This is a genomic window from Bacillus sp. WC2503 (genome assembly GCF_052682895.1).
On record NZ_JBQYMD010000001.1, the window covers coordinates 3,401,851 to 3,417,700 of the forward strand.

Consider the following 15,850-nt stretch of genomic DNA (forward strand, 5'->3'; position numbering starts at 1 on the left):
GATTACTCATTTAACAATACCCAGCGCATATGATCTTCCCACACTCCATTTACCATTAACATCTTCCTAGATACACCCTCATACTGGAAGCCTATTTTCGTCACTACTTGTATAGATGCTAAATTACGCGGCATAATTGGTGCTTCTATACGATGTAAATGAAATTCCTCAAAAGCAACTGCAATTGCTTTTCTAAGCGCTTCTGTCGTATAACCTTTATTTAACTCTTCCTTATCTAATTTATAACTGAGTACACAAGATTGATAAATACCACGAACGATTAAATTAAATGAAATACAGCCAATTATTTTCGTGTCATCACCTTTTTTAAAAATCCATAGCCTAATGATCTTACCTTCTGTAAACTCTTTTCTATCCTTTTGTAGCTTTTTCTTTTGATAATCTAACGTAAAAAAATCCTCCGGTCTATACTCTTCCCAAGCTTTTAAAAATTCACGATTTCTGTCGTAATATTGAAGAATTTTTTCAGCATACGACTCATCGATTTCCCTTAAATGTAAGCGGCCTGTCTCATATATTTTCATCATCGTATCTCCATTCCTCAGCTTGCAAAACAAAAACTCACAATCTATCTTTTAATATATTCTCTATGCATACTTAAATTTCCTGTTATATTTTGCAACCCCTTCCCGAAATTTGTCCTTTCTCTCCCCTTGTCCACAGTTTCATTTCTCGTTACAATGAAGGTGTACTGATTTGCAAGGAGGTTTAACGATGCATAAAAAAGCTCAAAAAGTTATGGTTTATATCATGCTAATTTCTATGCTTGTAACAACATTACTTGCTGGCGCAAGTATGTTTTGGTAAAAAGGGCGATGTGTTCGTCCTTTTTTTACGTTTTACACATAATAAAATAAACCATCTCGACATCGAGATGGTTTATTTTATATAAAGCACAACCGCTACAATACTAAAGGAAAATGCCATTACTAACGCTATCACAAAACTCGTGTACTGTTTGTGTTGAAACGCCCCAATAACAAAAGTAAGATTAAGTAATGCCATCAATACAATCGCTACAACGTAAGAGCATATATTAAAAGTTGCCAATATGAATGTAATCACAAATAGAAAGCCAATAAAAAACTGCATATACGAAATTTTTGGATTCAAGTACATATGAGCAACCCCTTTACCTATTTTTATCCCGCATTAACGGGGAATAACCTCGCACTGATTAAAGTTTCACTTTATCTTTCTATATTTTCATTAACGCATGGTTATGTACACATGTCAAGACAACTTATGATAAAAGAAAAAGCCAACCTTTGCGTTGGCTTTTTCATATGCAATGGCACCTTTTTCTTTTGCCAATTGCTGAAATGTTTTTTTCGACTTCACAATCCACACTTTTGTTCCAATTGGAATGCGATCAAACAAATATTCCACATCGTTTTTCTTCATTCTTATACATCCTTGTGAAATATACTTTCCAATTGAACTTGGTTGGTTTGTTCCATGTATTCCATATTTACTCCCATCAGTTCCTCTTGCATTAAACCCAATCCACCTTGATCCAAGTGGATTTTTTGGTGAACCACCTGGAATATCTTTTGCAATATAGTACGGGTCCTTCGCTTTCATTACAATATCAAAAGTTCCTTCTGGGGTTAATTCATTCGTTTTTCCTGTCGCTACGGGAAAAATCTTTTGAATTTTCCCATCGTCAATGTAAGCTAGTTTATTCGTCGCTTTATTTACAATAATGAAAGGATCTCCGGCACGTGGATTATCACCAAGAGGCCAAATCGGCGATAAAGAAAGACATAATATGAAAGAGAGAAGATACGGCATAAATAATTCCTACCTTCTATATAAGTTCTTTTATATTATCCTTTCCCTTAAAGCGACTTTTAATGAGTAAATATTGCTCCATTTCATATACAAGTTGAACAAGTTTTGCACGTATTTCAAATTCTTCACGTGTGACTGGTAACGGCATTTCTCTAAACAATTCTCTCATTTCTTGAAGCTGCCTTAAGGAAATAACACCTGTACTTTCAGGGCTAATTGCATTCCCAATATTTTCAACAACATCGGCAATCATATCAGCTTGTTCATATGTCCACGATAAAGAGGCTGCCAATGGTATCATTCGCTCTAAAATTTCGAATTGTTGCATGCGCATATTAAAGTAACGATAGTAATAATCATCTTCGCGCATAAATGCATTCTCAAGCTTCTTAAAAGATAAATCTCTTGCTTCATTTAGCATATTCTCGGTTTCAATGAGTTCTGCCCCGCTCCAACTACTTTCTCGATTTCGTAAATACACAACCATTTCAAACAATATCGTTTTAAAATTACTTTCTATTTTATTCCGATACTCTCTTAGCTTATTTTCACTACTTGGCATATACATGTTCACTAATAACGCCACACTAATTCCTATCGTTAATATAGCAATTTCATTTCCAACTATAAGCCATGTAATGTGTTTCAATGAATATAGATGCATAACAATAACTGAACTCGTGACGATGCCTTCTTGAATTTTCAACATAACTGCAGTCGGAATAAATGTAAGTAATAATACGCTAATTGCAAGTGGGGTATAGCCAATTGTTTCAAAAATGCAAAATGCGAATACCATTGATAATACACAAGCTAAAAATCGATGTACCGATACTTGAAGTGATTTACGCTTCGTATTTTGTACACATAATATAACTAAAATACCTGCTGAACTATAAAATTCTAACCCTAATAACTGAGCAATAAAAACTGCCGCTCCTGTCCCTATTGCTGTTTTTACTGTACGGTATCCAATTTTAAACATATCATTACTCCTATATGTATAAACGTATTTACAGTTAGTATAAAAAAAGGATGACACAATGTCATCCTTTTCTACTTATTATTCACATAACCTTTTCATATTACAATATTTTTTGTAAAAATTGTTGCGCACGTTCACTTTTTGGTGCTGCAAAAAATTGTGCTGGCGGACTGTCTTCTACAAGGTTTCCTCCGTCTAAGAAAAGAACGCGATCTGCCACCTCTTTTGCAAATCCCATTTCATGCGTAACAATCGCCATCGTCATTCCTGTCGTCACTAATGATTTCATAACTTCTAGCACTTCTTTCACCATCTCTGGGTCTAGCGCTGATGTTGGTTCATCGAACAGCATAACTTCCGGTTCCATCGCTAAAGCTCTCGCTATCGCTACACGTTGCTTTTGTCCCCCTGAAAGGCGATTCGGATACGTATCTTTTTTATTTAACAAGCCTACTTTTTCTAAAAGTTTCTCGGCTTTCTTTTCAGCCTCTTGTTTCGTTACTCCTTTTACATTGATAGGAGCATACGTAATATTTTCTAATACAGTCATATGAGGGAATAGGTGAAAATGCTGAAATACCATTCCTACATTTTCACGAACGTGCATTATATTCGTTTTCGGATTCGTTACTTCTTCCGTTCCAATCCAAATGCGACCATTTGTCGGTGCTTCTAACACATTCATACAGCGTAAAAATGTTGATTTCCCTGATCCGGACGGTCCGATAATTGCAACTACTTCCCCTTTTTCAATCGTTGTTGTAATGCCTTTTAATACTTCGTTTTTCCCGAATGATTTATGAAGGTTTTCAATTTTAATCACTTTTTTTCATTCTCCCTTCAATTGCCTTCCCGACTAATGTAAGAATAATGACTAGCGTATAGTAGATCAAACCAACAAATAGTAGCGGCTCAAGATATTTAAACGTTTCACCGCCTACAATGTAAGCGCGGCGCATTAAATCCGTCGCACCTATTACTGTGACTACAGCCGACTCTTTCGTAAGCGTCGCAAACTCGTTTACAAGTGCCGGTAATATATTTTTTAAAGCTTGGGGAAAAATAATATTTCGCATCATTTTTCCATATGGAATTCCTAAAGCCATCGCTGCTTCAGTTTGTCCTTTATCAACCGCTTGAATGCCGGCACGGATGACTTCTGACATATATGCACCTGAATTCAAACTAAATGCTAGTACAGCCGCTAAAAAGGCCGGTATCTCATAACCAATTATTTGCGGGACACCAAAATAAATAATCATTAATTGCAATACAAGTGGTGTACCACGGAAAATTGATGTATAAAGATCTGCCGCTATATTTAATGCTCGTATTCTAGCAATCTTACAAAGTGCTAATAACGTTCCTAAAATAAATCCTGCTAAAGCTGATACTGCTACAATTTTCAAAGTAACTTCTAGCCCTTTTAATATATACGGTATCGAAGGCGTAATCGCCGAAAAATCCAAGTTCATTCTTTTCATTCCCTTCACAGAAAAGTGAAAGGCAGCTTATTTTCCGCTGCCAAACCACTTCTTCACTAATTTATCCATTTCTCCGTTTTCTTGCATTTTTTTAATCACTTTATTAAATTCAGCTGTTTTATCACTGTTTTTCGGAAGGGCAATTGCTGCTCCTACTTCTTCTGGCGCTTCTTTAATTTCAATTCCTTGTAAATCTTTCATTTTCTCTAAATAATTTTTCGCTACTGTATCTTCTAAAATCGCCGCATCAAAACGACCCGCTTTAATTTCTTGTACAATTTCTGGTATACGGTCACGTCCCTCAGCTTTGAAATCAACTTGTTTTTTAAATTCCGCCGCCTTCTCTTCTTGAATAGATCCTGTTTGTACCCCTACTTTTTTCCCTTTTAAATCTTCTACTGATTTAATGTTAGAATCCTTTTTAGAAACAATCATGTTTTTCGCAACAAAATATATATCTGTAAAATCTACATTATTTTTACGCTCTGCCGTTGGCGTCATACCTGCCATTACAAAATCAACTTTTCCTGAGCTAAGAGACGCTAATAAACCACCAAAATCCATATCTTTCACTTTCACTTCATACCCAAGTTCTTTTCCGATATACTTTGCAATATCAATGTCAAAGCCAATAATTTCATCACTCTTTGAAGCTTCTACATATTCATAAGGTTTATAGTCTGCTGAAGTTCCCATTACAAGTACTTTCTTATTTCCTTTTTCTTCTTTTACGTCCCCATTACTACACGCACTAAACATACTTACAATTAAAATAAGTGCAAACGATATCGATAATAACTTCTTCATCTTTCTTCCCCCTAATAATGTATATTTAAAAGTTTAATAGAATATTTATTCGATGTTTGTATTGTATCAGCAGTTTTATTTTTATGCAATATATAAAATAAAAATAAATTAAATAACATTAAATAACGCATTCTTAATGCATAAAAAACTGCATAATAAAACAAGACGATGTATATTCCATCGCTTTGTATAATTAATAAAAAAAGGCGGTACACCCACTTAATCGTGGGCGTACCGCCTTTTCACTTATCTATAGTTCTTCACAATTCTCTTCAAAATACGATTGTAATTTCGCAATAACTTGCATCGGTTCATGACCTTCAATTTCATGACGTTCTACCATCGTTACAATTTTTCCATCTTTTAATAAAGCAAATGATGGAGAAGAAGGTGGATACCCTTCAAAATATTCACGAGCTCTTGCTGTTGCTTCTTTATCTTGACCTGCAAACACCGTTACAAGATGGTTAGGACGTTTATCATAATGTACGGAATGCGCAGCAGCAGGGCGAGCAATACCACCTGCACAACCACATACAGAGTTTACCATTACAAGTGTTGTACCATTTCTTTTAAACGCTTCTTCAACTGCTTCTGGTGTCGTTAATTCTGTATATCCAGCAGAAACGATCTCTTCACGCGCTTGACGAACAACATCATTCATAAAAAAGTTAAAATTAATCAATCTTTTCCCTCCTCTAAATCTACCTATTTGTATCTTACCAGTTAATGTTTATGAAATACAAGTAAGTTTACTTGTATTTAAGCATAGAAAAGGTGTTAGAGCTCTTGCTCTAACACCTTTTTGTCATTTTTCCATAATTTTCATATATTCAACAATCATTTTTTTATGCGATCCAACAATATAGTCAGGTAGCTCCGTTACTGGAAAGAATTTAAGCTGAACCGCCTCCTCTTTATTCATAACAAAATGTCCTTCGTATTCATCCGTATAATAAGCTGTCGTTACAGATTGAAATTCATCACCGTTTGCTAATTTTGTAAAGTAGTTCGCTCCAGAAAACACATTGATTAATCGTAAGTTCTTTACTTCTATACCTGTCTCTTCATATACTTCACGGTAAGCTGTTTCTTCTGGTGATTCACCAAGCTCCATGAGCCCGCCAGGCAGCCCCCATTTTCCATACGGTTCTGTTCGTTGTTGCAATAATACATCTCCATGTTCATTTATAACGAGTACAACAGCACCAACTAAAATTAAAGGGCGATGACCAACTATTTTTCGTAATTCTTCTACATATCCCATCGTATCGCCTCCTTTTTCGTTGTCCACACTATTGTATCATATGTATGAAACGACAAAATGCGTATATTTTTCATTTTTTTAACAAAATATTTATTTTATGTGCTTCATCTACTGTAGCTAACATAATAGATTCGACTTCTGTACTCTCCTCTAGAAATTCTCTCGCCCACGCTTCTGTTTTTCCTAATAAAGCAAGAACATCTTTCTGAATCCTCCCATCCTTTACTAATACAAAAGAAACTGGAGATTTTTTTCCCGCCACTTTAAGATCAAGTCGCGAAACTGCTTCATATTCTGGATATCTAAATATAGAAACGACACCGTTCGCTTCCCATAATGCTAATTTGATTGTTTGAATATCGCTCACATTTCGCATACGAAGTTCCGAAAATAAATATTCCACGGTAATTCTCGCTTTTTTCAAATTGCTAAAATCAATGGAACCATTGTGTATAAGAATGATAGGTGCTGGCTCTAAAAAACGTCTCCATCTATCCCATTTCAGCATTAAAACTGAGCTTATAATATGAAGTACAACGAGTATGAACGTTGTAATCATCGAACCGAGTAACCCTACTTTTTCATCAGACAATGCGTTAGAAATATTCCCACCAAGCAATAGCACTAATACAACATCTAAAAAACGAAGTTGTGCGATAGATCTTTGCCCCATCGCTTTCGTAACTAATATTAAAAATACGTATGCTATTATAGCCCGTACAACCCATTCCATATTTGAAAGGTGCCGTGCCCCTTCAAAAATATGCATATGCATCATTCGCACCCCATCTCAAACTGCTAGTCTGTTTTAGTTTGCAACGTTTAAGAGCATATATGTAAAAAAGCTAGTTCGTTTTTACACGAACTAGCTTTTTTACTTAACTGAAAACATATATTTTTTATACGTTTTCCGTACCGATAATATGAGACCCATCATAATCATATTCGAGAACAAGGAACTTCCCCCATACGATAAGAAAGGCAATGCAATCCCTTTTACAGGCATTAATCCAACGATCATACCGATGTTTTGGAATATTTGAACCGTTAATATCCCAATTGATCCAGCACATAATAATGTACCGAATAAATTATCAGCAGAATAACCAATAATAATTGTTCTATATAGTAGTAATAGGAACAAGAACACAACTAACGCTGCTACGATAAATCCACCTTCTTCGGCAATTGTAGCGAAAATAAAGTCAGTATGCTTCTCAGGGATATAGACGTTCCCTTCGCCAAATCCTTTCCCTTCCATACCGCCACTACCTACAGCTAAAATCGATTGCTGCGTTTGATAACCTTGATCTGTATGTTCAAATGGATCTAACCAACCTAAAATACGTGATTGTTGGTGAGGTTTTAGTAAAGTAACTAACTTATTAAAGAAGAAATCCTCATACCTTACGTAAATAAATATTAACGTAGTTAATATGGTGACTGGAATAACTGTACATAACGCTATCAATTTCTTCTGAATACCTGACATAAATAAAATACATGCAATGGCAGCAGCATATAAGAACACCATCCCTGTATCCGGTTGGCTATATACAACAGCCATAGGCGGGAGGGATACTAGCACGATTTTACCTACTAATTTTAAGTCCGTTTGGAATGTCCTTGCCATATACTGTGCATTATGTTTCACTGCTATACTTGCTACTACGAGAAGCAATGAAATTTTGAAAAACTCAGACGGCTGAATTTGTCCAACTAGCGGAAATACAAACCATCTTTTTGCACCTAATTTTTCAGGTGTGAAAGTGGAAACTGGTAGTATTTTCAAAAGAATAAGTGAAGCAAATCCAACGATATAAAGTGGCCAAGACAATTTTTGTAATTGATCTAGGTCAATGCTTGCAACAAGCAATAACAATACAACCCCAATTATGTAGTTCAAACCCTGTTTCATCGCAAAGTTTGCCTCTCCATATTGGCCAGTTTGCTGACTGCTATATATAGCAGCTATACTCGTAACACATAGTGCACACAAAATTAAAATTAATTTTACATCTAAACTTTTTAGAAACTCGGTACTTCTTTTCATGACATCCTCCTGAAACATTGTTACAGCAAAATAAAAAACCAGGAGTCAACATTCTTCATGTTTTGACGACTGATTACACATTATCTATAAAACACTTATATAGAATAACTCTCTTTTTCATACAATACAATATATTATACTACAGTTTCGTCAGTAAGATTTGCCAAAAAAATTATTCTTTTCTTATTTTATATCCATATACCATATATCAGCAATGTATTTTCATAAATTCCTAATACATAATCGTTCATTGTAAGATTACTGGGAAAGATATTATACATATAGTAGGTTGTAGATGAAGAAATAAGATGATAAAAAGCTCGCATAAGCGAGCTTTTTATTAATATACAGATGTATTATTTTCTGACGTATTTTCTAAAATTTCTTTTACACGTCCTAAGAACTTACCACAAATTAAGCCATCTAGTACACGGTGATCAAGTGATAAACATAAGTTAACCATGTCACGAGCACCGAACATACCGTTATCCATAATTACTGGGCGTTTTACAATTGATTCAACTTGTAAAATAGCCGCTTGAGGGTAATTAATAATACCCATAGATTGAACAGAACCAAATGATCCTGTGTTATTAATTGTAAATGTTCCACCTTGCATTTCGTCCGCTTTTAACGATTTCGTACGTACTTTTCCTGCAAGCTCTGTAATTTCACGAGCGATACCTTTAATCGTCTTCTCATCCGCGTGTTTAATTACTGGTACAAATAGTTCTTCCTCTGTTGCAACAGCGATAGAAAGGTTAATATCTTTCTTCTGAACGATTTTATCGCCAGCCCACATAGAATTGATTTGAGGATACTCTTTTAACGCTTGTGCTACTGCTTTTACGAAGAAAGCAAAGAACGTTAAGTTAAAGCCTTCGCGCTTCTTAAAGTCACCTTTAATTGAATTACGGTATGACACAAGGTTTGTCACATCTACTTCAATCATCATCCAAGCGTGTGGCGCCTCATGTTTACTACGTAACATATTCGCTGCAATTGCTTTACGCACACCTGTTACTGGAATTTCGATATCGCCAGGCATTGTCGGTACAGAAACTGGTTTCGCAGCTTCTACTTTTTGCGCTACTGGCGCTGCTTTTGATGCTTCTGGGCGCGCTTCTACTACTGCTACAGCTTCCTCTTTTTTCGCACCTACTTGCGGAATGTTTCCAGATTCCACTAGTTTTAAAATATCTTTACGAGTGATACGACCATTTGCTCCCGTACCTTCTACTAAATCTAAATCAACGTTATGCTCGCCCGCAAGTTTTAATACCGCTGGTGAAAAACGTGGTTTTCCATCAGTTGGTTGTTTTACTTTCGGCGCTTTTTCAGGCGTAGTTACTTCTGCCTTTGGTTCTTCTTTTGTTTTTTCTTCTACAGCTGTTGCTGCTACTTCATCCGCGCCTTCTACTTGAATGACACAAACTACTTCACCTACAGCTAACGTATCACCTTCACCAGCGATTAACTCTTTCACAATACCAGTGAAAGAAGATGGTACTTCTGCATTTACTTTGTCAGTCATTACTTCTGCAAGCGGATCATACTTATTTACGTGATCGCCAACATTAACGAGCCATTTACTAATTGTGCCCTCTGTAACGCTCTCCCCGAGCTGAGGCATTGTAATATTTTCTACAGCCATGTATAGTCCCCCCGATTAAAATTCCGCAAGTTCACGCATTGCTTTTTCAACTTTATCTGGATTTACCATAAAGAATTTTTCCATTGTTGGTGCATATGGCATTGCTGGAACATCTGGGCCTGCAAGACGTGCAACTGGTGCATCTAAATCAAACAGACAATTTTCAGCGATAATTGCCGCCACTTCACTCATAATGCTTCCTTCTTTATTATCTTCTGTTACAAGAAGAACTTTACCTGTTTTAGAAGCAGCTTCTATGATTGCTTCTTTATCTAATGGATACACAGTACGTAAATCAAGAATGTGTGCAGAAATGCCATCTTGCGCTAACTTCTCAGCTGCTTGAAGAGCAAAGTGAACACATAATCCGTAAGTGATAACAGTAATATCATCACCTTCACGTTTTACATCTGCTTTTCCGATTGGTAATACGTAGTCATCTTCTGGCACTTCACCTTTAATTAAGCGATAGGCACGCTTATGCTCAAAGAATAGTACCGGATCTTCATCACGAATTGCAGCTTTTAATAAGCCTTTTGCATCATATGGTGTAGAAGGGATAACAATTTTTAAACCTGGTTGGTTTGCAAACATCGCTTCTACAGATTGTGAATGATACAATGCACCGTGAACACCCCCGCCAAATGGCGCACGAATTGTAACTGGACAAGTCCAATCGTTGTTAGAACGATAACGAATTTTTGCTGCCTCAGAAACAATTTGGTTTACTGCTGGCATGATGAAATCAGCAAACTGCATTTCAGCGATTGGGCGCATACCATACATTGCCGCACCAATTGCTACCCCAGCAATTGCAGATTCTGCAAGCGGTGCATCAAGTGCACGATCTTCACCAAATTGATCATATAAACCGTGTGTCGCTTTAAACACGCCACCTTTTTTACCAACATCTTCTCCTAAAACGAATACTTTCTCATCGCGTTCCATTTCTTCGCGCATTGCTAATGTAATAGCATCAATATAAGACATTACAGCCATGAAACGTTCCCCCCTATTCTGCGTATACGTGCTTCAATGCATCTTCAGGTGCTGCATACGGAGCATTTTCTGCATATTCTGTTGCTTCATTTACGATATGCATAATTTCGTCTAACATTTGTTTTTCAAATTCCTCAGTTAACACGCCAGCTTCTTTTAAATAAGCTGCAAATGTTATAATTGAATCTTTTTTCTTTGCTTCTTCTACTTCTTCTTTATCACGATAAACACGATCATCATCGTCACTAGAATGTGCTGTTAAACGATATGATACTGTTTCAATTAAAGTTGGACCTTCACCACGTCGGCCGCGGTCTGCTGCTTCTTTTACAGCTTTATATACTGCAAGCGGATCGTTTCCGTCTATTGTATATCCAGGCATACCGTAACCAATTGCACGATCTGATACGTTTTTACATGCTAATTGTTTTTCAACCGGAATAGAGATTGCATATTTGTTATTTTCACACATGAAAATAACAGGTAGTTTGTGTACACCAGCAAAGTTTGCCCCTTCATGGAAGTCACCTTGGTTTGAAGAACCTTCTCCAAATGTAACGAACGTTACTAAATCTTTCTTCTCCATTTTTCCAGCTAACGCAATACCAACTGCATGTGGTACTTGTGTTGTTACTGGAGATGAACCTGTCACAATACGATTTTTCTTTTGACCGAAGTGACCAGGCATTTGACGACCACCAGAGTTTGGATCTCCAGCTTTCGCGAAAGCTGACAACATAAGCTCTTTAGCTGTCATACCAAACGCTAGTACAACACCCATATCACGGTAGTATGGTAATGCATAATCTTTCTCCCTATCAAGAGCGAACGCTGCTCCAACTTGCGCAGCCTCTTGTCCTTGACAAGAAATTACGAATGGAATTTTACCTGCACGGTTTAATAACCACATACGTTCGTCAATTTTACGTGCAAGTAACATCGTACGGAACATTTCTAATACTTGCTCATCACTTAAGCCAAGCTCTTCATGGCGCTTTTCTTTTACTTCTGCCATTTTTCATAACCTCCTAAATCCACATTTTTATGCGTGTAACGCTCTTCCATCTACAGCAAGTGCTGCTTCACCAATCGCCTCAGATAATGATGGATGCGGATGAATTGTATGTGCTACTTCCCAAGGTGTTGCATCAAGTACTCTTGCAAGACCAGCTTCAGAAATCATATCTGTTACGTGTGGTCCAATCATATGAACACCAAGAATGTCATTTGTTTCCTCATCAACTACAAGCTTTACAAAACCATCAGATTCTCCGTATACAAGCGCTTTTCCAATTGCGCGGAATGAGAACTTACCTACTTTTAACTTATAGCCTTTTTCTTTCGCTTCTTGTTCTGTTAAACCGACAGAAGCAACTTCTGGACTGCTATATACGCATTTTGATACCATAGAGTAATCAATTGGCGTAACTTCTTTCCCTGCAATATGTTCTACTGCAACAATTCCTTCGTGAGAAGCAACGTGAGCAAGTTGTAAGCCACCGATTACATCTCCAATTGCGTAAATATGAGATTCTTTCGTTTGATAAAACTCATTTGTTTGAATGTATCCTTTTTCCACAACGATATCCGTATTCTCTAAACCAATATTTTGCGTATTGGCTTGTCTTCCTACAGATACAAGCATTTTTTCTGCTTTAAATTCTTTATTCTCACCGTTGTGTTCAGCTTGAATTGTTACTCCATTATCTTTTACCAATGTTTCTGGTAATACTTTTGCACCAGTCACCACTTTAATACCTTTTTTCTTGAACAGACGTTGCATTTCTTTTGAAACGTCCTGATCTTCTAGTGGTAAAATCGTTTTCGCATACTCTAACACTGTAACTTCTACACCGAAGTCAGCAAGCATAGATGCCCACTCAATACCAATTACACCGCCACCAACGATAATGATCGAACTAGGAAGCGTTTCCATTTTTAGGGCATGATCTGAAGACATTACATACTCTCCGTCTAACTCTAAACCTGGTAATGAATTTGGACGAGAACCCGTTGCAACAAGTACATTTTTTGGAATTAACATTTCATTCTCTTCTCCACTTGCAAGTTCAACTGAAATTGTCCCTGGCATCGGAGAAAAAATAGACGGGCCAAGAATACGACCAATACCTTCAAACACATCAATTTTACCTTGTTTCATTAAATGTTGAACACCTTTATGAAGCTGCGTTACAATCTTCTCTTTACGCTCTTGTACTTTTGCAAAGTTTAGTTCTACATTACTTGCAATAACTCCGAACTCTTCGCTTTTTTTAGCAGTTGCGTATACTTCCGCACTACGTAAAAGAGCTTTACTAGGAATACATCCTTTATGCAAACAAGTACCACCAAGATTTTCTTTTTCAACAAGTGCTGTTTTTAATCCTAGTTGTGATGCGCGAATTGCAGCAACATATCCACCTGTACCGCCGCCAACGATGACTAAATCATATTCTCTTGCCATTATCTCAACCCCTAGCTACTGTTTGTTTTTCTCTTACCACATACTCTTTCGGCGCTTCTTCTTCACGTAATACACGAAGTGCTCCTTCTGCTAACGCTTCTAACTCATCTTCCCCTGGATGTACGATAACATCTGCAATCCAATCCACTCGTTCTTTTATTTCATCAACAAGTATTTTACTGTATGCAAGTCCACCAGTTAATACGATTGCATCGATTTTTCCGTGAAGTACAGCACTAGCTCCGCCAATCTCTTTCGCAACTTGATATGCCATTGCTTTATAAATAAGAGTTGCTTCAGGATCGCCTTTTTCAACCATTTGTTCTACTTTAATTGCATCATTTGTACCGATAAGACTTACAAGTCCACCTTGTCCGACAAGTTTTTTAACCATTTCGTCTCGGTAATACTCACCAGAGAAACACATCTCAACTAATTGTCCTACTGGTACTGTACCAGCACGCTCTGGACTAAATGGTCCTTCTCCGTTTAAGCCATTATTAACATCGATAACTTTTCCTTTTTTATGAGCACCAACTGTAATACCGCCGCCCATATGTGTAACTAATAAATTTAAATCCTCGTATTTGTGGTTTAATTCTACAGCCACTTTACGAGCAACTGCTTTTTGGTTTAATGCATGGAAAATACTTTTACGTTCCATACCAGCAATACCGCTTATACGAGCAATCGGTTCCATTTCATCTACAACGACAGGATCCACAATGAATGCTGGAATATTTAATCCAGAAGCGATTTCATATGCTAAAATGCCTCCAAGATTCGAAGCGTGATGACCGCTAAATCCATTTTTCAAATCTTCTAACATTGCATCGTTTACTGTGTATGTTCCGCCTTCTATTGGACGAAGTAATCCACCACGCCCACAAACAGCGTTCAATTTTGAAATGTTAATACCGTGAGAATGTAAAACTTCTAATATTGTTTCTTTTCGAAACTCATATTGGTCGATAATTCGTTTATATTTCCCAATCTTTTCTTCATCATGACGAATTGTTTCTTCTAAAACAGGTCTTTCATTATCAAAAACACCAATTTTTGTGGATGTACTACCCGGGTTAATAACAAGAATTCGATTTAAGGACAATGTTGCTACCTCCACTAATAAATTCAAAAGGACGTGGAAACCTCATAAGAGGTAACCACACCTTTTGTAAAAGTTATATATGAATGATTAGCGACGGCTAATAATGTCGTGACCGTTGCGTAAGTATGTGCTACGAGAGTTTTTCAAGCTTGCAATGCGCTCTTCAGCTAAACGATCTGCTGCTACATAAGTTGCTATGCCATCGCGTTTTGAAATTTCGATTACTTTTGCAATTGTGTCATAAATTGACTCAACACGTTTTAGCGCACGTTCTCTATTATATCCATATAATTCGTCTGCTACGTTAATTACGCCACCTGCATTAATTACATAGTCTGGTGCGTATACAATACCCATTTCGTGAATGATGTCGCCGTGACGATCTTCTTTTAATTGGTTATTTGCAGAACCCGCGATTACTTTTGCTTTAAGTTGTGGAATAGTTTCATCATTAACTGTTGCGCCTAATGCACATGGTGCGTAAATATCACATTCAACACCGTAAATTTCATTTGGCTCAACTGCTGTTGCACCGAATTCTTCTACTGCACGTTGTACAGCTTCTTTATTAATATCTGTAACAATTAATTTTGCTCCTTCAGCGTGTAAATGTTTGCATAGATGATATGCTACGTTACCAACACCTTGAACAGAAATTACTTTTCCTTCTAGATTATCTGTACCGAACGCTTCTTTCGCAGCTGCTTTCATACCACGGTATACACCATATGCAGTTACTGGAGATGGGTTTCCAGAAGAACCGAATGAAGGTGAAATACCTGTTACAAAGTCAGTTTCTTCATGGATAATATCCATATCATCTACTGTAGTACCAACATCTTCAGCTGTAATGTAACGTCCGTTTAATCCTTGAATATAGCGTCCTAATGCACGGAACATCGCTTCACTCTTATCTTTACGTGGGTCACCGATAATTACTGTTTTCGCTCCACCTAGGTTTAAACCAGCTGCTGCGTTTTTATATGTCATCCCTTTTGCAAGACGCAATGCATCTTCAATCGCCGCTTCTTCAGAATCATATGTCCACATTCTTGTTCCACCAAGAGCCGGTCCAAGTGTTGTATCATGAATTGCAATAATTGCTTTTAAACCTGATTCTTTATCTTGACAAAATACTACTTGCTCATAATCATATTTTTCTAAGTATTCGAAGATTTCTAATGTCATTGTCGTTTCCCCCTAATGTTTTACCC

At 36.9% G+C, this 15,850-nt stretch carries 18 protein-coding genes; 1 reads left to right on the forward strand and 17 read right to left on the reverse strand.

Translation table 11 applies throughout. The features are described from left to right. Positions 1-2: 2 nt before the first annotated feature. The gene (locus ACUN26_RS17350) at positions 3-548 is read right to left on the reverse strand and encodes a GNAT family N-acetyltransferase (RefSeq protein ID WP_002044843.1); all 546 of its coding nucleotides are present in this window, start codon (positions 546-548) and stop codon (positions 3-5) included. Between the two features lie 187 nt (positions 549-735). Between ACUN26_RS17350 and prli42 the strand changes: the two genes are divergently transcribed. Then, positions 736-828 carry a stressosome-associated protein Prli42 gene (prli42, locus tag ACUN26_RS17355; protein ID WP_000549039.1) on the forward strand — a complete coding sequence of 31 codons (93 nt, stop codon included), beginning with the start codon at positions 736-738 and terminating at the stop codon, positions 826-828. Between the two features lie 72 nt (positions 829-900). On the opposite strand, the gene ACUN26_RS17360 is transcribed toward prli42, so the two are convergent. From ACUN26_RS17360 to ACUN26_RS17435, 16 genes are all read right to left on the reverse strand, one after another. Then, positions 901-1,140: a DUF3894 domain-containing protein gene (locus ACUN26_RS17360; protein ID WP_000281158.1), complete on the reverse strand. Its 240-nt coding sequence runs from the start codon at positions 1,138-1,140 to the stop codon at positions 901-903. A 114-nt stretch (positions 1,141-1,254) separates the two neighbouring features. After that, entirely contained in the window at positions 1,255-1,815 is a 561-nt protein-coding gene (locus ACUN26_RS17365; protein WP_001146537.1) for a L,D-transpeptidase, read from the reverse strand. A 16-nt stretch (positions 1,816-1,831) separates the two neighbouring features. Further along, complete coding sequence (locus ACUN26_RS17370; protein ID WP_000472694.1) at positions 1,832-2,800, reverse strand: aromatic acid exporter family protein; 969 nt, start codon at positions 2,798-2,800, stop codon at positions 1,832-1,834. 100 nt (positions 2,801-2,900) lie between these two features. Then, positions 2,901-3,623 carry an amino acid ABC transporter ATP-binding protein gene (locus ACUN26_RS17375; protein ID WP_000590222.1) on the reverse strand — a complete coding sequence of 241 codons (723 nt, stop codon included), beginning with the start codon at positions 3,621-3,623 and terminating at the stop codon, positions 2,901-2,903. Then, entirely contained in the window at positions 3,616-4,275 is a 660-nt protein-coding gene (locus tag ACUN26_RS17380) for an amino acid ABC transporter permease (RefSeq protein ID WP_001046918.1), read from the reverse strand. Before ACUN26_RS17380 ends, ACUN26_RS17375 begins: the two co-directional genes overlap by 8 nt. A gap of 36 nt (positions 4,276-4,311) precedes the next feature. Next, positions 4,312-5,091: a transporter substrate-binding domain-containing protein gene (locus ACUN26_RS17385; RefSeq protein WP_000735464.1), complete on the reverse strand. Its 780-nt coding sequence runs from the start codon at positions 5,089-5,091 to the stop codon at positions 4,312-4,314. 250 nt (positions 5,092-5,341) lie between these two features. Next, positions 5,342-5,755, reverse strand: a complete 414-nt coding sequence (locus ACUN26_RS17390) for a BrxA/BrxB family bacilliredoxin (RefSeq protein WP_001979317.1) — start codon at positions 5,753-5,755, stop codon at positions 5,342-5,344. A gap of 144 nt (positions 5,756-5,899) precedes the next feature. Continuing rightward, positions 5,900-6,358 carry an NUDIX hydrolase gene (locus ACUN26_RS17395; protein ID WP_000542538.1) on the reverse strand — a complete coding sequence of 153 codons (459 nt, stop codon included), beginning with the start codon at positions 6,356-6,358 and terminating at the stop codon, positions 5,900-5,902. Between the two features lie 70 nt (positions 6,359-6,428). Continuing rightward, positions 6,429-7,133, reverse strand: coding sequence for a DUF421 domain-containing protein (locus tag ACUN26_RS17400; RefSeq protein ID WP_000550952.1), 705 nt, complete (start codon positions 7,131-7,133; stop codon positions 6,429-6,431). Positions 7,134-7,232: 99 nt separating this feature from the next. Further along, complete coding sequence (locus tag ACUN26_RS17405) at positions 7,233-8,411, reverse strand: FtsW/RodA/SpoVE family cell cycle protein (RefSeq protein WP_000831187.1); 1,179 nt, start codon at positions 8,409-8,411, stop codon at positions 7,233-7,235. Positions 8,412-8,751: 340 nt separating this feature from the next. Next, entirely contained in the window at positions 8,752-10,065 is a 1,314-nt protein-coding gene (locus tag ACUN26_RS17410; RefSeq protein ID WP_000257669.1) for a dihydrolipoamide acetyltransferase family protein, read from the reverse strand. Between the two features lie 15 nt (positions 10,066-10,080). Continuing rightward, entirely contained in the window at positions 10,081-11,064 is a 984-nt protein-coding gene (gene bfmBAB, locus ACUN26_RS17415; protein ID WP_000290072.1) for a 3-methyl-2-oxobutanoate dehydrogenase subunit beta, read from the reverse strand. Between the two features lie 13 nt (positions 11,065-11,077). After that, on the reverse strand, positions 11,078-12,079 hold the full coding sequence (gene bfmBAA, locus ACUN26_RS17420) for a 3-methyl-2-oxobutanoate dehydrogenase subunit alpha (RefSeq protein WP_000852549.1): 1,002 nt from the start codon (positions 12,077-12,079) through the stop codon (positions 11,078-11,080). A 27-nt stretch (positions 12,080-12,106) separates the two neighbouring features. Beyond that, positions 12,107-13,528, reverse strand: a complete 1,422-nt coding sequence (gene lpdA, locus ACUN26_RS17425; RefSeq protein ID WP_000090439.1) for a dihydrolipoyl dehydrogenase — start codon at positions 13,526-13,528, stop codon at positions 12,107-12,109. A 4-nt stretch (positions 13,529-13,532) separates the two neighbouring features. Further along, a complete protein-coding gene (gene buk, locus ACUN26_RS17430; RefSeq protein WP_000056190.1) occupies positions 13,533-14,636 on the reverse strand; it encodes a butyrate kinase in 1,104 nt (367 codons plus the stop codon). 87 nt (positions 14,637-14,723) lie between these two features. Then, entirely contained in the window at positions 14,724-15,824 is a 1,101-nt protein-coding gene (locus ACUN26_RS17435) for a leucine dehydrogenase (RefSeq protein ID WP_000171363.1), read from the reverse strand. Between the last annotated feature and the right edge of the window lie 26 nt (positions 15,825-15,850).

Bases quoted from the DNA above. Each gene is read 5' to 3' on its own strand.
- lpdA (WP_000090439.1), bottom strand. From the start codon at position 13,528: ATGGCAAGAGAATATGATTTAGTCATCGTTGGCGGCGGTACAGGTGGA.
- ACUN26_RS17380 (WP_001046918.1), bottom strand. From the start codon at position 4,275: ATGAACTTGGATTTTTCGGCGATTACGCCTTCGATACCGTATATATTA.
- ACUN26_RS17395 (WP_000542538.1), bottom strand. From the start codon at position 6,358: ATGGGATATGTAGAAGAATTACGAAAAATAGTTGGTCATCGCCCTTTA.
- ACUN26_RS17350 (WP_002044843.1), bottom strand. From the start codon at position 548: ATGATGAAAATATATGAGACAGGCCGCTTACATTTAAGGGAAATCGAT.
- ACUN26_RS17360 (WP_000281158.1), bottom strand. From the start codon at position 1,140: ATGTACTTGAATCCAAAAATTTCGTATATGCAGTTTTTTATTGGCTTT.
- ACUN26_RS17410 (WP_000257669.1), bottom strand. From the start codon at position 10,065: ATGGCTGTAGAAAATATTACAATGCCTCAGCTCGGGGAGAGCGTTACA.
- ACUN26_RS17405 (WP_000831187.1), bottom strand. From the start codon at position 8,411: ATGAAAAGAAGTACCGAGTTTCTAAAAAGTTTAGATGTAAAATTAATT.
- ACUN26_RS17365 (WP_001146537.1), bottom strand. From the start codon at position 1,815: ATGCCGTATCTTCTCTCTTTCATATTATGTCTTTCTTTATCGCCGATT.
- ACUN26_RS17435 (WP_000171363.1), bottom strand. From the start codon at position 15,824: ATGACATTAGAAATCTTCGAATACTTAGAAAAATATGATTATGAGCAA.
- ACUN26_RS17370 (WP_000472694.1), bottom strand. From the start codon at position 2,800: ATGTTTAAAATTGGATACCGTACAGTAAAAACAGCAATAGGGACAGGA.
- bfmBAA (WP_000852549.1), bottom strand. From the start codon at position 12,079: ATGGCAGAAGTAAAAGAAAAGCGCCATGAAGAGCTTGGCTTAAGTGAT.
- ACUN26_RS17385 (WP_000735464.1), bottom strand. From the start codon at position 5,091: ATGAAGAAGTTATTATCGATATCGTTTGCACTTATTTTAATTGTAAGT.
- ACUN26_RS17390 (WP_001979317.1), bottom strand. From the start codon at position 5,755: ATGAATGATGTTGTTCGTCAAGCGCGTGAAGAGATCGTTTCTGCTGGA.
- ACUN26_RS17400 (WP_000550952.1), bottom strand. From the start codon at position 7,133: ATGCATATGCATATTTTTGAAGGGGCACGGCACCTTTCAAATATGGAA.
- bfmBAB (WP_000290072.1), bottom strand. From the start codon at position 11,064: ATGGCTGTAATGTCTTATATTGATGCTATTACATTAGCAATGCGCGAA.
- prli42 (WP_000549039.1), top strand. From the start codon at position 736: ATGCATAAAAAAGCTCAAAAAGTTATGGTTTATATCATGCTAATTTCT.